Source organism: Mucilaginibacter pineti (genome assembly GCF_900101875.1).
GTDB classification, from domain to species: Bacteria; Bacteroidota; Bacteroidia; order Sphingobacteriales; family Sphingobacteriaceae; genus Mucilaginibacter; species Mucilaginibacter pineti.
In genome coordinates this window covers 282,955-299,769 of record NZ_FNAI01000002.1, presented here as the reverse complement: position 1 = coordinate 299,769, position 16,815 = coordinate 282,955, and the positions used below count along the sequence as shown (strand labels likewise).

General features: G+C 47.0%; 7 protein-coding genes. All 7 read right to left on the bottom strand.

Going from position 1 to position 16,815, the window contains the following annotated elements; genetic code table 11:
- Nucleotides 1-6 precede the first annotated feature (6 nt).
- The 7 genes from BLS59_RS05605 to BLS59_RS05575 all read right to left on the bottom strand — a co-directional run bounded on the left by BLS59_RS05605 (nt 7) and on the right by BLS59_RS05575 (nt 16,814).
- Entirely contained in the window at nt 7-993 is a 987-nt protein-coding gene (locus BLS59_RS05605) for a tetratricopeptide repeat protein (protein WP_091145913.1), read from the bottom strand.
- Nucleotides 990-4,544, bottom strand: a complete 3,555-nt coding sequence (locus tag BLS59_RS05600) for an eCIS core domain-containing protein (RefSeq protein WP_162842556.1) — start codon at nt 4,542-4,544, stop codon at nt 990-992. Before BLS59_RS05600 ends, BLS59_RS05605 begins: the two co-directional genes overlap by 4 nt.
- On the bottom strand, nt 4,541-6,022 hold the full coding sequence (locus BLS59_RS05595) for a contractile injection system tape measure protein (RefSeq protein ID WP_091145906.1): 1,482 nt from the start codon (nt 6,020-6,022) through the stop codon (nt 4,541-4,543). The genes BLS59_RS05600 and BLS59_RS05595 overlap by 4 nt, the downstream gene beginning before the upstream one ends.
- Nucleotides 6,023-6,250: 228 nt before the next feature.
- A complete protein-coding gene (locus tag BLS59_RS05590) occupies nt 6,251-10,327 on the bottom strand; it encodes a hypothetical protein (protein WP_091145903.1) in 4,077 nt (1,358 codons plus the stop codon).
- Between the two features lie 18 nt (nt 10,328-10,345).
- Complete coding sequence (locus BLS59_RS05585; RefSeq protein ID WP_091145899.1) at nt 10,346-13,066, bottom strand: hypothetical protein; 2,721 nt, start codon at nt 13,064-13,066, stop codon at nt 10,346-10,348.
- Nucleotides 13,063-16,392, bottom strand: a complete 3,330-nt coding sequence (locus BLS59_RS05580) for a baseplate J/gp47 family protein (RefSeq protein WP_091145896.1) — start codon at nt 16,390-16,392, stop codon at nt 13,063-13,065. The genes BLS59_RS05585 and BLS59_RS05580 overlap by 4 nt, the downstream gene beginning before the upstream one ends.
- A complete protein-coding gene (locus BLS59_RS05575) occupies nt 16,392-16,814 on the bottom strand; it encodes a GPW/gp25 family protein (RefSeq protein WP_091145892.1) in 423 nt (140 codons plus the stop codon). Before BLS59_RS05575 ends, BLS59_RS05580 begins: the two co-directional genes overlap by 1 nt.
- Nucleotide 16,815 lies beyond the last annotated feature (1 nt).

Genomic DNA, 16,815 nt, shown 5'->3' with positions numbered 1-16,815 from the left:
GGTACATCAATTTAAATTGTTCATTATATTAAGTTGTTTTTGAGCCTGCAAAGCCCATTCGCCGCCATCATCTTTAATCACCGCCTCAAGCTGTTCACGCGCATCTTCATTACGATTTAACTTTAGGTATGCAATCCCCCTATAAAACCCGGCTTTGCCGTGCTGCGGATGCTTTTCAAGCAATTGATCTAAATGCGCCACGGTTTCATTCCAACGGTTAAAACCGAGGCAAAGAATTGCTGCGTTAAGACGCGCCTCTTCATTTTCGGGCTCCAGTTTCAGGATCATTTCGTACTCGGCATACCCGGCCTCCATATCGCCGCTTTGCAGCAACGCAACGGCCAGGTGGTTACGAACGGCAGTATCATCCGGCACCAAAAGCAAGCTTCGTTGAAGATAATTTATAGCAAGTCCATAGTTTTTAAGCATCAAATGCGCCAGACCAGCGGTTTGCAAGGCGCGCTGGTTATTAGGATATTGCGATTGTACAAAATCAACAATCTCCAAAGCCTCATTAAACTTATTTTGCGTTAAATACACCTGTGCCAGCCCCATCGTTAAACCGGGGTTTGAAGGATTTGCCTCAATGGCCCTGTGCCAACAGTTCTCGGCACTCTGCATATCGGCCGATAGCATGTACAATTTAGCCAGTCCTTCCCAGGCTTCGTACTGGCCGGGCCGTATCTGGATGCTTTGCTTATAGGCGTTCAGCGCCAGTTCGGGTTCATTAAGCAGCACCAATGTGTTGCCACGATTAAGCTGGGCCGTTGCATTTTGCGTATCAATTTGTAAAGCCTGCTCAAAACTCACCAAAGCTTCAGTAAAGCGGTTTTGCTGATAAAACAACATCCCTCGGTTATTAAGCAGGGTTACGTTTTGATTATTTAAGGCAGATGCCTTGTCGTAATACATTTCGGCAACATCAAAATTACCTTGCATTTGCTGCATAGCGCCCAGGTTAATTAGTTCCGTTAATTCTGTTTGGTTGCTCATAACATTTCATTTTTAACTTTGTCTGCAATTCCTCCGGCTATTTCAGATATGCTGATATCCGGGTAGGTTACTTTTATATCATCAGTTTTAACATCGAACGGCTCACCATCTTTATAATGTACCGGCAGCGAAACTTTCAGCTGCATTTCTGGCCCGAAGCTAAATGACGCCAGGTTATGCCGCCATTCTTTTGAAATATCAAATAATCCCAGATCAAGCGATGCACGCAACAACGCATTTACATCGAAAGTAAATTTGGGGTGCACCTCTATTTCGCCAAGCGCGTTAAATTCAAAACCCGTGGTTGGCGACCATGCCAGATCGGCCTGCGCCTTGGCTTCGCCCTCAAGGCCAAGGCCGCCGCGTATTTCAACCCCACCAGTAACGCTGGCTACGCCTATGCTAAGGCCTATGCCCAAATCGGCGTGTAGTTTTATGCCTGCATTGGCCGGGATCACAAATTCAGCACCACCAGAGATCCTTGTATTTTCGGGATGCGAAGGGTTAAACTCTATCTGCCCAAAAACATTACGCAGCTGGCCCGGTCCTACACCGGCCTCAAAATCCAACCCGCCATTTATGGTGGCTACTAAACCAATACTGCGCGGACCAAGCGGTATGGCAAACAACGGAATTTCGATAGTTGGCGCCCTGAATAAGTTTTTATTGATTGATTTTCTTGGGAAAACATCAACCGATGATGGAAGTTCCAAACGACCAACAACCTCTATTTCACCAGCCGGAGTTACCCTCACGGCAGCAGTGGCTTGCAGCCAATCGGTTACTTTTAAAGTTAACGAGCCTGAACCATAAGCCGAAAAATGCTCTCCCGCCGGTCCGGTTAATGTACCATCGGGTGCAATGGCACGGTTAGTTGCCCCAACTTTTACATCACCCGATACCCTATCGGCAGTATAGGCCGCTGTGCCTTCAAGCGTAAGCGCACCATCATCATAATTAATAGAGAGCGAGGTATTTATCTTTGGTATTTTTGGCACCGCCGTACCACTTGCCGTTACGTGGTATATACCATCGGCCCCGCGGGTTAACTGCGCTGTACCACTGCCGCTTTGAATGCCGGGTATGTTTTCATCAAGTACAAAACTACCGCCTATAACTAACTGGTTATTACCAAATGACACATTGAGCGCAGCGCTTTTTATGCCTTTAATATCAGATTCGGCAGTACCATTTGCCGTGAGCACATTGTTTTCATAGTTAAAATGAAGACTGGCACTCTTTATACCTTTTATTTTTCCGGCACCTATGCGGGCGTTTCCCTCAACGGTAAGCTGGTCATTGGCATAAGCAACCGTTATGTTCGAATCGAAATAGCGCGGATCTAACTCAAAAGTTCCCCTAACAGCAAAACCATGCCCGGTAGAGGCGGAAGCTGTTACGCTGCCTTTACCTACATTGGCTATTTCAAATTGCAGGTTGCCTTCGGCACCAAAACCCGCTGCCGAATCAACAAATACCTGCAAACTGGTGTTTGTTATGGCGAATGGCGGTGGTAACTTAATCTCATTACCATTAAATATCTTCCGCAAGCGGACGCTTGAACCATTGATAACGATATCCACATCGGCACCTTCAAACAGTTTAATAGTGGGCAATACCTTACCAACACCGCTGATACCATTTTCATCAAACGAGGTTTGCTGCAGCACTATTGGACTCATACCCTTTAATTTAAGAATACTTGCCACCTGCTGCTGAACGCTGGCTTCAGATACATAACCGCCATAATCAACATTTTTACTGTCGATTATCTGAAACGTTAACGATGCCGGATCAACCAATGCAGGCCCTTCCGGATCACGAAAAGCGATACCGGTAATTGAACCGCCGCTGCCAATGGTGTAATTTACATTGGTTACATGAAAATTTTGTCCGAAACGAAAACTCACCTCCTTCGACGTATCACCATCATGCCAGGGAACACGCTGAAGACTGCCTCCCGTACTTTTTGACATGATGGTAAGCTGTGTAACCGTACCGCCGGCGCTTCGCCCGCGCAGACCAGCGGCCTCTATTTGCGCTGCCGTTAACAAATTCAACCCATCAAGGGGTAAACCGCTGGTAACTTCTGATGATTGCCAAACGTTTTCGGGATTACCGGTAAAAGGCAAATTATAAGCAAACTGGTTTATTTTTATCTCAAATCCTTGTTTTGCAGCAGGCAGATCGGCAGGTAACAGGCTTTCATTAATACTGGCTTTAGCAGCGTTTTTAAGCGCACCAAAGGCACGCACAAACTCCCCATTAATATTTCTGCCCGAGCTTTGATTGGCATCCGAATCAAAAAGCCAGAAGTTTTCAAAAGCGTTGAGGCCGCCCAATTGCAGTTCTTTCTTATGATCAACATCGTAACTTACCTGGCTGCCGCTGATATTCCATGAAGGTACCACAGCCGCATTCCTGATATCTGTACGCGAGCCTATCACGTAATTATTAGCCCGTTTTAGCTTCATGTAATACAATGGCGTACCGCTCGGGCTCCTGATGGCAGGCGGGTTTTCCCGCTGAATTTTCGCATCGAGTTTGGCGTTAAATTCGGCCTCACTTCTGATCCCTGCTTTCCAAACCGAGATTTGGTTGTTGGGCCTGTCTTCGCCAGTTGCATTACGAGGAACAGTTAAGCCGGGCTGGTGGTACATGCGTTTAAAGGCAGGTACTTTTAAAGTTGCCAGTTCAATTTTTTTTGTGTCGACATCAATGGATCCAATTGCCGGATCGGAAAAAACCTTGTCGGATGCGGCCGGGGCAGCGGCTGGTGCGCCGCCAGCAGGCGCGGTTCCGTCGCGCTGTATAGCAGGTGTTTCCTTACGTTTTGCGGCGGCACCCTGCTGCTGGGTATGCGCCAGTTCGTGCGCCAGCAGATGCTGTCCCGACGCACTTTGCGTATCATACTTACCCGATCCGAAGTACACATCATTACCATGCGTAAATGCCTGTGCTTTAAGATCATGACTAAGACCGGCAGCCTCACTATCATGATGAATGCGTACCGAACTGAGGTCGGCCCCCATGGCGCTTTCCATTTCTTCGCGGGTATTGGCGGGCAGGGGTTCGCCGCCGCCTTTGCTGCTTTCAATACGTTGCTGGGTTTGGGCCGATACATCTGGTGCGGCAGATTCACCGCTTCGCTTTAAGGTATCGCCCTCATTAGGGTCGGCATCACTATCAAAAATGGGTTGGCGCTGCAGCTCTTTGTCGGCATTTGACTGCTCTTTTTCTTGTTTATCCTCTTGCTTTTCCTCCTTTTTCTGGACAGCAACAGATTGTGCAGCAGCAGGTACAGCAGGTTTTGGTGCACTCAATTGCTGCACCACATGGTCGGCAACCTGGTCGGCTTGTTTTTCAAAATGATCCCCGGGTTCATTAACCGTCATTTTGCGGCGGATGGGGGTATTCTCAAAAAAAGGCTGCTCCGAAGCGTGTTCAGCATCCTGCGAACGGGAGAAGAAATTGCCCTTTTCGCCATTGGCCTGCGTATTGGCAGGCGAATGTTTGGTGTTGGCTGGTGTGCCTTTTTGCGCTGTTTTCATGCCCATTCCACATAAAAAGGTTCACTGATCCAGGGTAGTTTGATGACACCTAAACCCCAGGGCAAGGTGCCCAGCAATATGTCCATATCTTTCTTTTCGATGATGATACGGGCGGGATTTTCCTGCTCCAAAAGCTTGCCGCTACGTTGCAAAAATGCTTCCCGCAAACCATCGGGCGAAGTGTTTTTTAACGACTTCCAGTACTTTATCACCGTGCGTAGCATGCCGTCAGCCTCCGTCAGCATGCCGTCAGGAATCGTCAGTAGGCGGTCAATAGGTTTTGAGAGGGGCCAGTTACAAAGGAATTTTTCAAACTGTAAATCGTGTTCAAACGAATTGGTATTTCCGGTTGCCAGGTAATGCAAAAGATTCGCCGCCAGTTGTCTGGCGGGCTCATCGACAAAATCATTATTTTGCAGCAAACCAAAATCTTTAAAAAAGTATTCTAAAAAAGGATGCAGGATCACAAGCCCTGCCTGACCTACATATATGCCCTGGGTATCATCCTCGCCTGGAGTTTCCTGCTTGGCAGACTTGTTTATTTTTGATGGTTTATCCAGTCCGAAGGCCTCATCAACCCCGGATGGACTAATCTTTGGCAATTCGCCCGAAGAACTGGTTTGGGTTATACCTGCGCTCCGCACCAGATCAGCAGCTATTTGAATTGGGTTGATGGTGGTATAATTTACGGTATCGCCAATTGCCACCATCCACTTTTGTAAAGGGGGCATAAAAGCAAGATCCTGTTTACCCGTAAGCAGGGTTATGGTTAAAAGTAATTTCTCAAAAAACAGCAGCGATGCCTTCACTTCATCCGCAGAAATCAAAACTTCGCCTTGCTGCATGGTTAGGATAAGCTTTAAAGTGCGTTCTATATATTGCTGCACTTCATCAACGGCAACACCCAGTAAAACTGCTACAAGCTTTTTAATAAACGCCTGCCCAAACTGCATAAATAGCCTGCTTAAAGCTATAGGAGTATTGTTAATGAGATCCAATAATTGCCTTTTGGCGGCTATATTATCCACCATTACTTTGCTGATTGGTATTAGCCATTCATCCTCCTGTTGCAGCCAGTAGCTATTTGCCACCGCATACCAGGGCAAGCTGCCGGTTTGCAGGAAATGACAAAACACCCGGAAAGCTTTTTGATCTTCCGTAAGTTTAAGTACACTTATTTCGGCGGTATCGGTATCTGGTATTGATTGCGGGTAAATTACCTCTTGCAGGGCCTTATTTAAAATGGCTGGCAACCCGGTATGGATGTTTTCCAACGTCGCGGTGCCAAGGTCGAGGTTGAGCTTATCGATCAGCACATGGCCGGGGAAATCTATATGATCAAGCAGTTGATTCAATTGTTTTAGCAACACTTCCTCAAAATGTCGGGACACCTCGTCCTGCACTTTTTTGGCCATACTGCGCCGGGGTATTTCTATATGAAACACTACACGGTGGATGATATGGTTGCTGGTTGCCATGTTTGTTTTTCGTTTCGCTGATAACACACCCCTCCACCCCTCTCGAGAGGGGAATCGCGCGAGGACCTCCGCTTTTTGTTTTCTGTTAGTTTCTTTTTCAATTCCCCTCTTGAGAGGGGGTGCGGTGGCTTGCGTTGTGGCGGGGTGTGCTCTGCATTACGCCGAGAAATACACCCCTCCGCCCCTCTCAAGAGGGGAATCGCGCGAGAGCCACCGCTTTTGTTTCTGTTACTTTTTGCCCTTGTCTTTTTTCGGGGCGGGTTTGGTTGTTTTAAGGTTTGTTGGTTTCTGAGTTTTTACAACTTTAACAGGGGTTACCACCTCTTTGGTGGGTATAACCACTTCCCTGGTTGGTATTACTACATCTTCTTTGGTTGGTACCTTTATTATAAATTCGCCGTTCACGGCAGGTAATACCAACGGTGTTCTGGGGTTAAATACAGCACGGCACTTTTCGTCGGCTTTATTGGCGGCGCTTAGGGCTATGAGTACACTCCTGCCGCGTGGGTATTTGGTCATATCGAACACTTTTTTAGGACTCACCTCTTTTGAAGTATCATCATCGCCCAGGTTCCATATAAAGTTAAAGCTGCCGGCATTTGGTGTTGTATTTTCAAATACTACAATTACAGCCCTGTTCTTAGGATCAACCTCCTGTTTAAAGGTAAAGGATGGCCGTGGGTGTTCATGAACGGTTATCACGCAGCTGTCAACGAGTTGACCATCTACCGTAAAGTCATTTATAGGCGTATTGTAAGGCCCGTTTGTTGGGTCGAACACCCATTGATCGCCCAGTTGCTTAACGGCTGCACCCGCTGTTTTAGATGCTACAACACCGCCATCGGGTTTTACGGTGGTGAATGCTACCGCGCCGTTATCTGAACATACCGCGCTGGCGGCCAGTACCAATGCAGCCTGTTGCTGCGGCAGCGTAACGGTAAAGTCAACCGGTTGCGAGTTGCTGCAACTCTGGTTGGTTGCTGTTAACGTAAAGGTAAGCGTAACGTTTGGTGGTATCTTGCCATCGTTAGGCAACTTGCGCAAATCGTCGTAATTGAAGGTTACCACATATTGCGGCGTAGTTTGCGGACCAAACACGCGCCCGTCGGGCAGGCTCCAGGTATAGGTGAATGTATCGCCATCACTTTGGTTGGTAGTGGCATCAAGGGCTATGAAAACCATTTGATCGTTGGTGTCAGACAATTTTGCTGCCGGTTTAATTTCAGGATGTTTAATTACGGTGATGGTGCAATCAGTAAGCTGATCGTCCAGCGTAAATGTAATTGCCTTGCCAAATAAACCTGCGGCAACCTGGCTTGGATCGAAATAAGGTACACTATCCTTAATTACCACCGTGTTTTCAAACCCTGCCGAAGCTTTTATAGTGCCCGTTGTTGGGTTTGCTTTAAACAGTTGCAAACCATCATCAGAACAGGCAACCGCTTTTGGCAAACTCAATGTTACCTTTGGCTGCGGTATGATAAATGCAACCGGCGGACAATCAGAGCAGCACATATAAGGCAGGCAAAAGTCTGCAAATACCACATTGGGAGCTATTTCATCGTTACTTTGCTGGGCACGTGTACTGATGCGCTCGCCCGATAGCCGTTGAACCTCCAGGATCAGTTCCTCCGTCTTTTTAGGGTTGTATTTACGGCCCGACTTTTTTTGATAGTAAACGAGTGCGTCGCGGGCATCTTGGGGTGCTACGTTTTTGGCGATGTATTTTACAGCATCCTCATCGCTGGCAAAGCCCTGCAAAAACTCGCGGCTGTTATCCAGGTCCTTAAACCGGATATCGGGATTATCAGTACTTTGAGTGGGTGCAGGGGTAGTTACTGCTGCCGATGAATATACCATTACAAAGGTACCGCCAGCAGGCGCACCTGCCTTATGCTCAAGTCCCGGATGGCTGGCTGCATAGGCCGAAAAGGTAAGCTGCTTTAACAGGTTTTGCTTGCGCGTTTGTATTTCTTGCATAATAACCTCTAATGCTTCGCCGGCACAGCAGTTATCGGCTATTTGTCGCAGGTTAAGCTGGTAGTCATCTTCATAGCCCTTTTTCACATACCCGTCTTTTGAAAAAACGGCTCGGCTGCGACTAAGTGAATTTTTAACCTCTTTACAGAGATCATCCAAACGCGATGAAAAATTTGTGAGTGCGTCGTCGTCAATATCCACCAGTCTATCCGGCAGCCACTCACTAATGATGCGCGTGCCGGCTATAACCCTTACGGGGATATCAAGCGCAATGATCTTTTCATCATCGCCCAGGTCAAGGTCTTTTGTAGCAGCGGCTACTTTATCACCATAATCGGCAATGGTCATAGCGCCACTCATGCGTATAGCTTCCAGGTATGCGCCTGTTGAGCCTTCAATTGAAACTACGTTATTATCAATAACATCGGTACCTGAAAGTACCCGACCCTTTACCTGGGTAACGTTTATACCATATTGCGTTTCCGTAATACCGGCAGCAGCCGATGGTTCCGCAGCCCTTGCAGCACCTGGTTTAGTGGCTTTTAAAACCCGCGCGTTTTCTTTGGTGATTCTGTCTATGTTGGCTTTCTCATCGGCCAGACGTGTGTTCTCGGTGGCTTTGCTAAACACTATTTCAGGAGCTTCGGCATAGGCGTAGCCGGTTTTGGTATCAAAGTTGGAGAAAAACTTACTGGCCGATGCGTACAGGCAATTCTGCTCGGCTTTAAAAGCTTTCAGTATCGCTTCCAGATCGGCAAACTGGCAGGCGTAATCATCTACGTTGATGTCGCTTAAATTAACATCGCCCAGCCCTATAGCCACCACATCAAAGGGTAGGTTAAAGTCCTGCTGAATTTTGCCCACATCCTGTAAGGCCTGGGTATATGTTTTACCCATGTGGCCCTCTATCCTGAAAAAGTTATTTGAATCGATAGAGTAGCTCAAGGGGTTGATTACCATATCATTTCCCGGGGCATACAGGTTGGCGTTGTAGCCCAGTACCTGCTGATCTGTACCCACTTTCCAGCGGCCATAGCTCCATTTGGCAGCTATCTGCGCGGCATTGTTATAGTAAAACGGAATGGCCCGCTCGCCCAGCGCACGATCATAATTTACCGAGGGAGTAATTTTAGATATCGCACCCGTATTTGGCACTGCGAAGTTACTGATAAGCAAAAACATACGCTGCAACATACTCACGGCATCATCTAACCGGGCCTTATTTTGCGTAACTGCCGGCGATTGATAAAACCTATGACGGTAACTTGCCGGTTTAGCCTGCACCACAGGGTTAAGCGCACCCAACATAATATGCTTTGGAAACGAATAAACATCGGGGCAGCATTGGTATACAATTTCGGCCAAAAGGGTGCGCAGCTCGTTGTAGTTGGCTATCACATCTTTATAAAAATCATATAAATACTGCGCCTTTAAGGTGGTTATTGTTTGGTTAAGTATGGCGTTCAATTGAGCCAACGGCAGGTTGGCATTTTTTGAAGGATCGGGATCTACCACAAACTTAAATGTATCATACAGGCTTTTTATGGCACCTACCAGCCCGGGGGCACCCGCCTTTACCACATTGGCGTAAGCCTGTGATAATGCCGATGGACTTACAGTTACGGTATCTTTTAAAAACACCCGCCCGGCGCCAATCACCGGCAGGTTAAAATACTGGATGTAAGCATTGAAATAGCTTTTAAACAGATCATCGGCAACAAGTTCGGCACCGGTACGACTGATAACCTGATCCATGTTAGCGGGTGTAAGCAGCAACACTTTGGGTTTAGCAACCTGCTTGCGGCCCTGGTTATCGCAATCGATGGCGGTACAGGCATCGGGCTCTTTGGAGTAGTATTCCAGGTACAGCATACCTACCAGGTCCTTAACATCGCTGCCTGTTTTGGCGGCGAAACCTGTTAGTGGCAGGCTATCAACCGGTAAATTATTGTCGGCATCAGGTATTACCAGCTCCCAAAGATCCATTTGGGCCTGATCGGTTCCCAGGGGGTAAAAAGGCCCATACTTAATAAGCGAGTTATCATACGGCCTGAAATTCTGATAGGTAGTTTCCTGCGCATACAGCAGATCGCCATCGGTGGTTACGCCGCAGCCTTTACTTACCGTAATACCATTTTGGTCGCCTTTGAAAGTTAAGCCGCAAACCAGCCCAACGCCAACGAGGCAGGTACGGGTTAAGCGCTGTTGATCTTCAAAAAACTCTACAATATCGTTCAGCTGCTTGGCGGTAAGCACCTGGCTGTCAACAAACGAATTGTATTCTAAAGTTATATCGTCGAGTTTTATGTTGTTTACTGATGACATGGCTGTAATGTATTAAGGTTAAGTATTATTGGTAGTGTTTATGGTACCGCCCTGCAAAGTGCCAAGGCTGCTTCTGTTCAATATAATTGGGTTGATATCTGTAGTATCATCGTTGCAATCGCCTAAAGTACCCTGCTGGTAAACGGTGTACAATTTTTCAACTATATCAATAAATTTATTGTTTATGGTAACATCCATAGGGGTATTATTACGGACAGAGGCTTGCTTAGCCTGCAGCCAATCCTTGTACGCGGCTTCAAAATCAACCATCTGATCATGCCCTATGAAGCAAATACGCGGTAAAATATGGGCGGGCGTTTCCATGCGCACCAAACGCTCCGCATAGGTACGGAAGGCGGTATCCCGCAGGCGGATGCTATATCCCGGCATAATAACACACACCCTGAACGAGTACGGATCAAGCGGTTTACAATACTCGCCGTTAACATCAATACAGGCTGGCATAAACTGGTGATGGGTGGCATCATCGCCGGTGTAATCAAATGGCGGGCGCAGCAGTATGTTTTCAATTACGTACATGCCTTCCATTTTAAAATCATTGCACATAAAGTTGATGAGATCGGCTATGGCACTTTCTACATCCGCAGGTGCAAACTCCATATCATTAAGGGTAAGCAGCGTGCCCTGGGCGTTGGCTATATTGTAAATAACCTTACCTGCGGTTGCTCCCGGGGATATACGGTAATTTTCACGGTCGCAGGCCAGTACAGATACAAGGCCGAGGTCTTCATAGGCGTCTATCTCTTTTAAGTAATTGGCGTTGCCTTTGAACTTTACCACGCCGAGCTTCGATATGCTCCAGTTATAATGCAGGGCGTCGGCTTTAAAAACAAGGTAATCTTCCACGCTAAGCGTTTGCCGTTTGTAATTGGTGAAGCCCAGCAGGCGCGAGATCCTTTTTTCCATGCCCGATACATTCAGCAGATCCTGGCCAGCAGTTTTAACATTGTACAGATCCATACCACTGCCCCGGCAAATGCTCATCTGGTCGTACTCTTTTAAAAAGTTTACTTTATGCCTTATAATGCTGCGCTGGTAATCCTCGCCGTAAATGCGGTACATTAAAAAAACGTAATCATTAAACTGCTCGGCAAAGCGCGACAGCAAATGATCAAGAAATTTATTTTTCCGTTCGGCATAATTGTCCTGCCCTGTTTCGGTTATTACGGCATCTACAGTTTGCTGCCATTGGGCGGCGCTATCCATCAGTTTATCCGCATCGCGCACGCCATTTACAACATTGCCAAAATAGGTTTTGCGGATGCTGTCGTCGGCGGTTAACAATACGCGGGCATTGGCCAGTTGGGCAAAATAATTAGCCAGGGTTTGGTCATAAAACAATAGGTAAGCCTTTAATTGTAAGGCCAGCGAACGCTGTTCGGTAGTAGCAGTATCGGGCAAGCCTGCCGGCGAAATACCATAGTTTTCGGGGAATTGATTTTGCAGCGTTTCGTAATGGGCTATGTCGCGGTAATTCCCTTCGGGGATGGGCAGGTCTTCAATTTTTTTGGCCTCCACATTGTTGCGCCATTGGGTACGCAGGTTATCCAGATCGGCCTGGGCCTCGTTCTGTTTAAGCTCCATCGGTATCACATCCTTATAAAAGGTAAAGGACGAGTTGGTTTCGCACAACACGGGTTTATGACCAGCCTGCACGCAAAGCAGCCATTTATTGGAACTGTATATTTTTTTAGCAGCATCGGCCTGCGATTCGCTGCAGCCGCAGAAACCAAAGGCTATTTTTTTTACCAGTTTAACGCCATCAATTTCCATAATGATGCGGTACAAGTCAGACAGCCTTACCTCGGTACGCAGCTGGGAGTCGGCCAACTCTGCCGGGATAATGAACCCCTGCTTGGCAAATTTAGCATCGATGCCTTGCAGGGCATCAAAATCAAGCACCGGCCCTTCAAAAATCTCATCAGGCTGCATACCTTTAGCTAACAGTTCTTTGAGGAGATAAAAGCTTACATCGGGTGTAAGGTATTGTTCAATATTGAACATAATTTGTGCCCACACCTGTTCAGGATCGGCATCGGGCAGCAGTTCAATTTCGGCACAAACCACTATTTCCTGCGTTTCAACGGCGCTTACCTGGTCAAGATCTTCGCACAACTCGCGGAAGTAATAATAAACCGACTTTATTTGCTTAATGATATCATCCTGCTTTGCTTTTATCAGCGTGGCATCGCCGTTCAGCTCCGGGAACTCCTCAAAATCTATGAGGATATTGTTTAGACCGTTGAGGGCAAATTCCATTTCTTCGCCTACGGTAATTACCTCGCCGGGAGTTTTGTAATGTAGCAGCGGCTTGCCATCGGGCTGTTTGTAATTGGCCACAATACTATGTGCGGCTTTGGTGATCCAAGCATTACGTACACCATCTATCCGCACAAAAAGCTGGCGATAATCGTCGGGCGTAACGGGATAATTGGGCAGTATTTTTATTGCCGACAGAAATTGCTGGTGCATACTATCGGTATTATTTTTCTCTACTGCGAGGATATTCTGAACTGGAAGTGTAACCCGGTAATTAAGATCAGTAAGGGCATAACACAGCATTTCCAGCGTGGTAATACCAGGGTCGTGCTCGTTATGGTCTGTCCACACGGCACCGGCCAAATCGCGAATGTGCTGCATACCTTCATCGCGCAGGGTATTGTACTCAGGACCAAGGCTGGTATCAATTTCTTTCGATATTGTTAATTGGTCTATCATGGGCAAACAGGTATATGGTGTATATCAATAAGGTGTTGCTTGGCCGATACCAGGATGGCCTTTGAATTTCCGGCTTCCAAAATGTCCATATCGGCGGTTCCGGTACTAGTGAAATACATTCTGAAATCGGCTATATAATCAACATAGGGTAGTTCTTCAATAAACCGTATCAGCACGCTTTTATACAGGGTGCCGCCAAAATCAATGGCAGCATTCTTATTAAATGCCCAGGGCGACAGGTAAGTTATCAGATCGGTATTGAGTTGCAGCGCGTAGGCGTTTTCATCAAAGCCGAAATAAAATTTCACCTTAAAATCCAGTATCACCTCCTCATAGTCGGGATTAATGGTGAGCAGATCGACGTGCATAGTATTCAATGCCGACAGGTATTTGGTAACCTCGCTCAATATATTTTTGCTTACACGCGGCGTAAATGGGTCGAAGCTGTTTTGGTTGCGGATATCAGGAATAACCACCACGCGCACGCTGCCGGGGGCTACCTCGCTATCATCATTGGTATGGTTAAGGCATTTCACCCTGAAGATCTGGGGGAACTGCGTCATCACCAGGTGCTCATAATCCCAAATGGTAATTGCCCGGTGCTTGTGGCGCAGGCGCTCGCTTACCCGCAGCGTAAATGCGGCATCATCCTCGGGTAAACTGCCGCCGAATGAGCTGTAGGGCTGCGCAACCGATTTTATTTGCGGCAGCCTGTCAACCAGTTTACTGATGGTAGCTGGCGGTAAGCCGTTTTGCAGGTGCGACAGTTCATTATCGTTATCGGCAAACTGCGCCAGTTCTGCCTGGATATGTACATTGATGAACTTACAAACCGAATTGATACTTACAGAAGGCGGTAGTTCTACACCTAACCAGGTCAATCCCTGGTTAAGGAAGGTATTATCGGTAACCGCCCCATCCGGAATAAGGAATTTGATAATGCCCGAACGCAGGAAGTTATTGGTATCATCGCTTATGATATTGTTCTTATCCAGCGCTATCCACTCATTGCCCGACAGGAAGTACCATACCGGTTTAATAACATCTGTAAAGGATGGCGCGGTGGCATCCTCGCTGCCCTCGGCCACCTGGAAAAGTATACTGGCTACCGAGCCCGTTACCATATCGGAAAGCCCAATATAAAAGCCCGACAGATCGGGTGCTTTTGGTATCAGCACCAAATTGGTATCAACCAAACCGGCATATTGTGCTTTTAAAAATGCGTGCTGCTCGGCTTGTCCAAACGGGGTTTCATGAAAAAACTGAACGTTGCGGTTCACATAATCATTTAACACCGCGGCTGTATCGGTAATGGTGAACAGGTTGTTAATATCGTTTTTTGCCGATGCTTTATAATCCACCGTGAGCGCGGCAACCTCGGGCGTGTAAGGTGCTTGTGGTATAAGTACGGTTTTAACAGTGCTTGACATGGCCACGGCATACAGTTGCGGGTACACGCTATGCAAAAAATCCTGCTGCAGCGTTAACCGTACGTAGTTATCCTTTACCCCTGCCGAAAAGCTGTCCGTTTTGGTTTGAACATCATCGCCGACATTATCAAAACCGCTAAAGCCAATTTTTCTTTTGCCTGTACCTGCATGGCCTATGCTTTCCTCAATAAATGCTTTTTCTTCCTGAGCCTTGCCTGCGCCTGCGCCGCCACTATGGCTGTTAAAATAGGTATGCTTATCTGCAAATTTTGACGTACCAGCAGGGCTTTCGGCAGCGGGTTGGCTTGCGCCGTCGGGGTTTAGTTTAAACGTATTGCCAAACAAACCAACTGCATGTGCGGCTGCATCGGCCGGGTACCACTCGCCGTTACGGATGTAGGTGGCGGCAGCCGTAAAACTATCAGCGCTGCTAATGATCCTGCCACCATAGGCGCTGTCGGTTGCCTCGTCTGAAGCATTTATGAGATATGCGGCGCTGGTAAATGTTGGCTTTACAAAACCCTTACGGTAACAGGTGTAATAACTTTTGAAATCAACCGGCTGGTTTTTCCATTGAATGTTTGGGATAATTTCTGTCCAGTCTTTTTGAAAGATCTCAGCGCTGCCAATATACAGGTTCGACCCTTTTCTGGGCTGCGGACCAAAAGCAAGAAATGGTTTTGAGGGATCGAGCTTGCCGTTGTCATTTTCAACTGCCAAATTCTTCATGCCCTTAACAGCCACATCTATTTGCACTTTGGCCAAATTGGCTTTTGAAAGCGCCTGATACACGGCATAATTATCGCCCTGCATATTCATCAACAGGCGCATTACAGGGTAGCCGGTATTATAATTTTCTTTATGAATAGTCTTATCATACGGCACAATGGCTTTTGCCTTAGCCGATACATTTATAGTGATCACCAACTGGCTTATACCGCCGGCAGTGGTAAGCACAAAAGCGTTGCTTGTCGGAAAATCGGCCTGCAGCCAGTCTTTATCTGATGTTAAAAACACCTTAAACTGCTGCTGCAATAAAGCCATATTAGTTATACCCGGCGATGAATTGAAGCTAAGCGTGAGCGTAATGGTGCGGTCGCCCTCGGCCATTAGCAATACTTTTGATGCAAACGCGAAACCCATCGAAGCTACCGGCCAGTTGGCGTTACCAAAGGCATTCCATTTTGGGTTATCTTCCTTGAAGGGCGTACCCAAACCATCGGCAGAAAAACTAACATCGGCATAGGACACCTTTTTATCGGCGGCAGATTGGTACCAGCTTTTCATGGCCGCAATTGCCGCGTTGTTTACCGCCAGCTCATTTATGGTTGTATAAGCAAGCGGTTTGGGTTTGATACCCTTATCTTTTCCGGCATCAAGCTTTGTTCCTGCCGGGAGGTTGTAGCCGCTAAGATTACGCGCCAGCTCAAATATTACGTGTACCTTATCGGGTACTTCGGGGCGGTTGCATAACTGCAATACTTCCTTAAAATAAAAATCAAGGTGGCGACCGGTGAATAAATTAAGTGCATCTTTTGAATGCTGCAGCAACAGTATAAAACTTAGGAACAATGCCAGGTGCGGTTCAATATTACCGGTGATATCGGTATCGGGTTGGGGTAGCGCGGCATTGTTTATTTTTAGCTGCGCCTGTTGTATAAAATCATCTATGGCTTTGCTGTTCTCCATAAAAAACGGTTTCCAGTCGCCCTGCGGATGGTCGCTGTCTTTCAGATTAAAGTAGTTGATCTTATCGGCATAGGCGGCAGCAAACGTTAGCCACTCCTTCATACCCAGTTCTTCTACCGGGGCATAAGCAGGATCAAGCGCCTTTAAAAAGCGTTGCGACTGGCTTGAGCCATCGCGTTGGAGTGGATTTTTATCGTTGCAGGCCATTATTTACTTGTCATTATACTGGTAGCTTCATTTTTATAAAACGGGAACACATAATTGTACCTTGAATTGGTTGTGCGCACCGTGTAGTTTAGCTTTATAAGCAACACGCCTTCGTTATCATCACTACTATCAACCTCGGTACTGTTTAGTGTTATACGGGGTTCAAAGTAGAGGATGGCGGTTTCTATTAAATCGCGGATGTAGGTTTTAAGAGTGAGATTTACCGCCTCAAAAACCACGTTCTGCAAATCGCAGCCATAATTTGGGAGCATAATACGCTCGCCAAGGCGGGTGGTGAAAAGGATATGCAGGCTGCTTTCAATATCCACCTCGTCGGTAAGCATTTCTACCGTACCCGATGCCTTATCAAAATGCGGTGGAAAACTCCAGCCGCGACCTATAAAGGGAATGTTTGCTTCCATG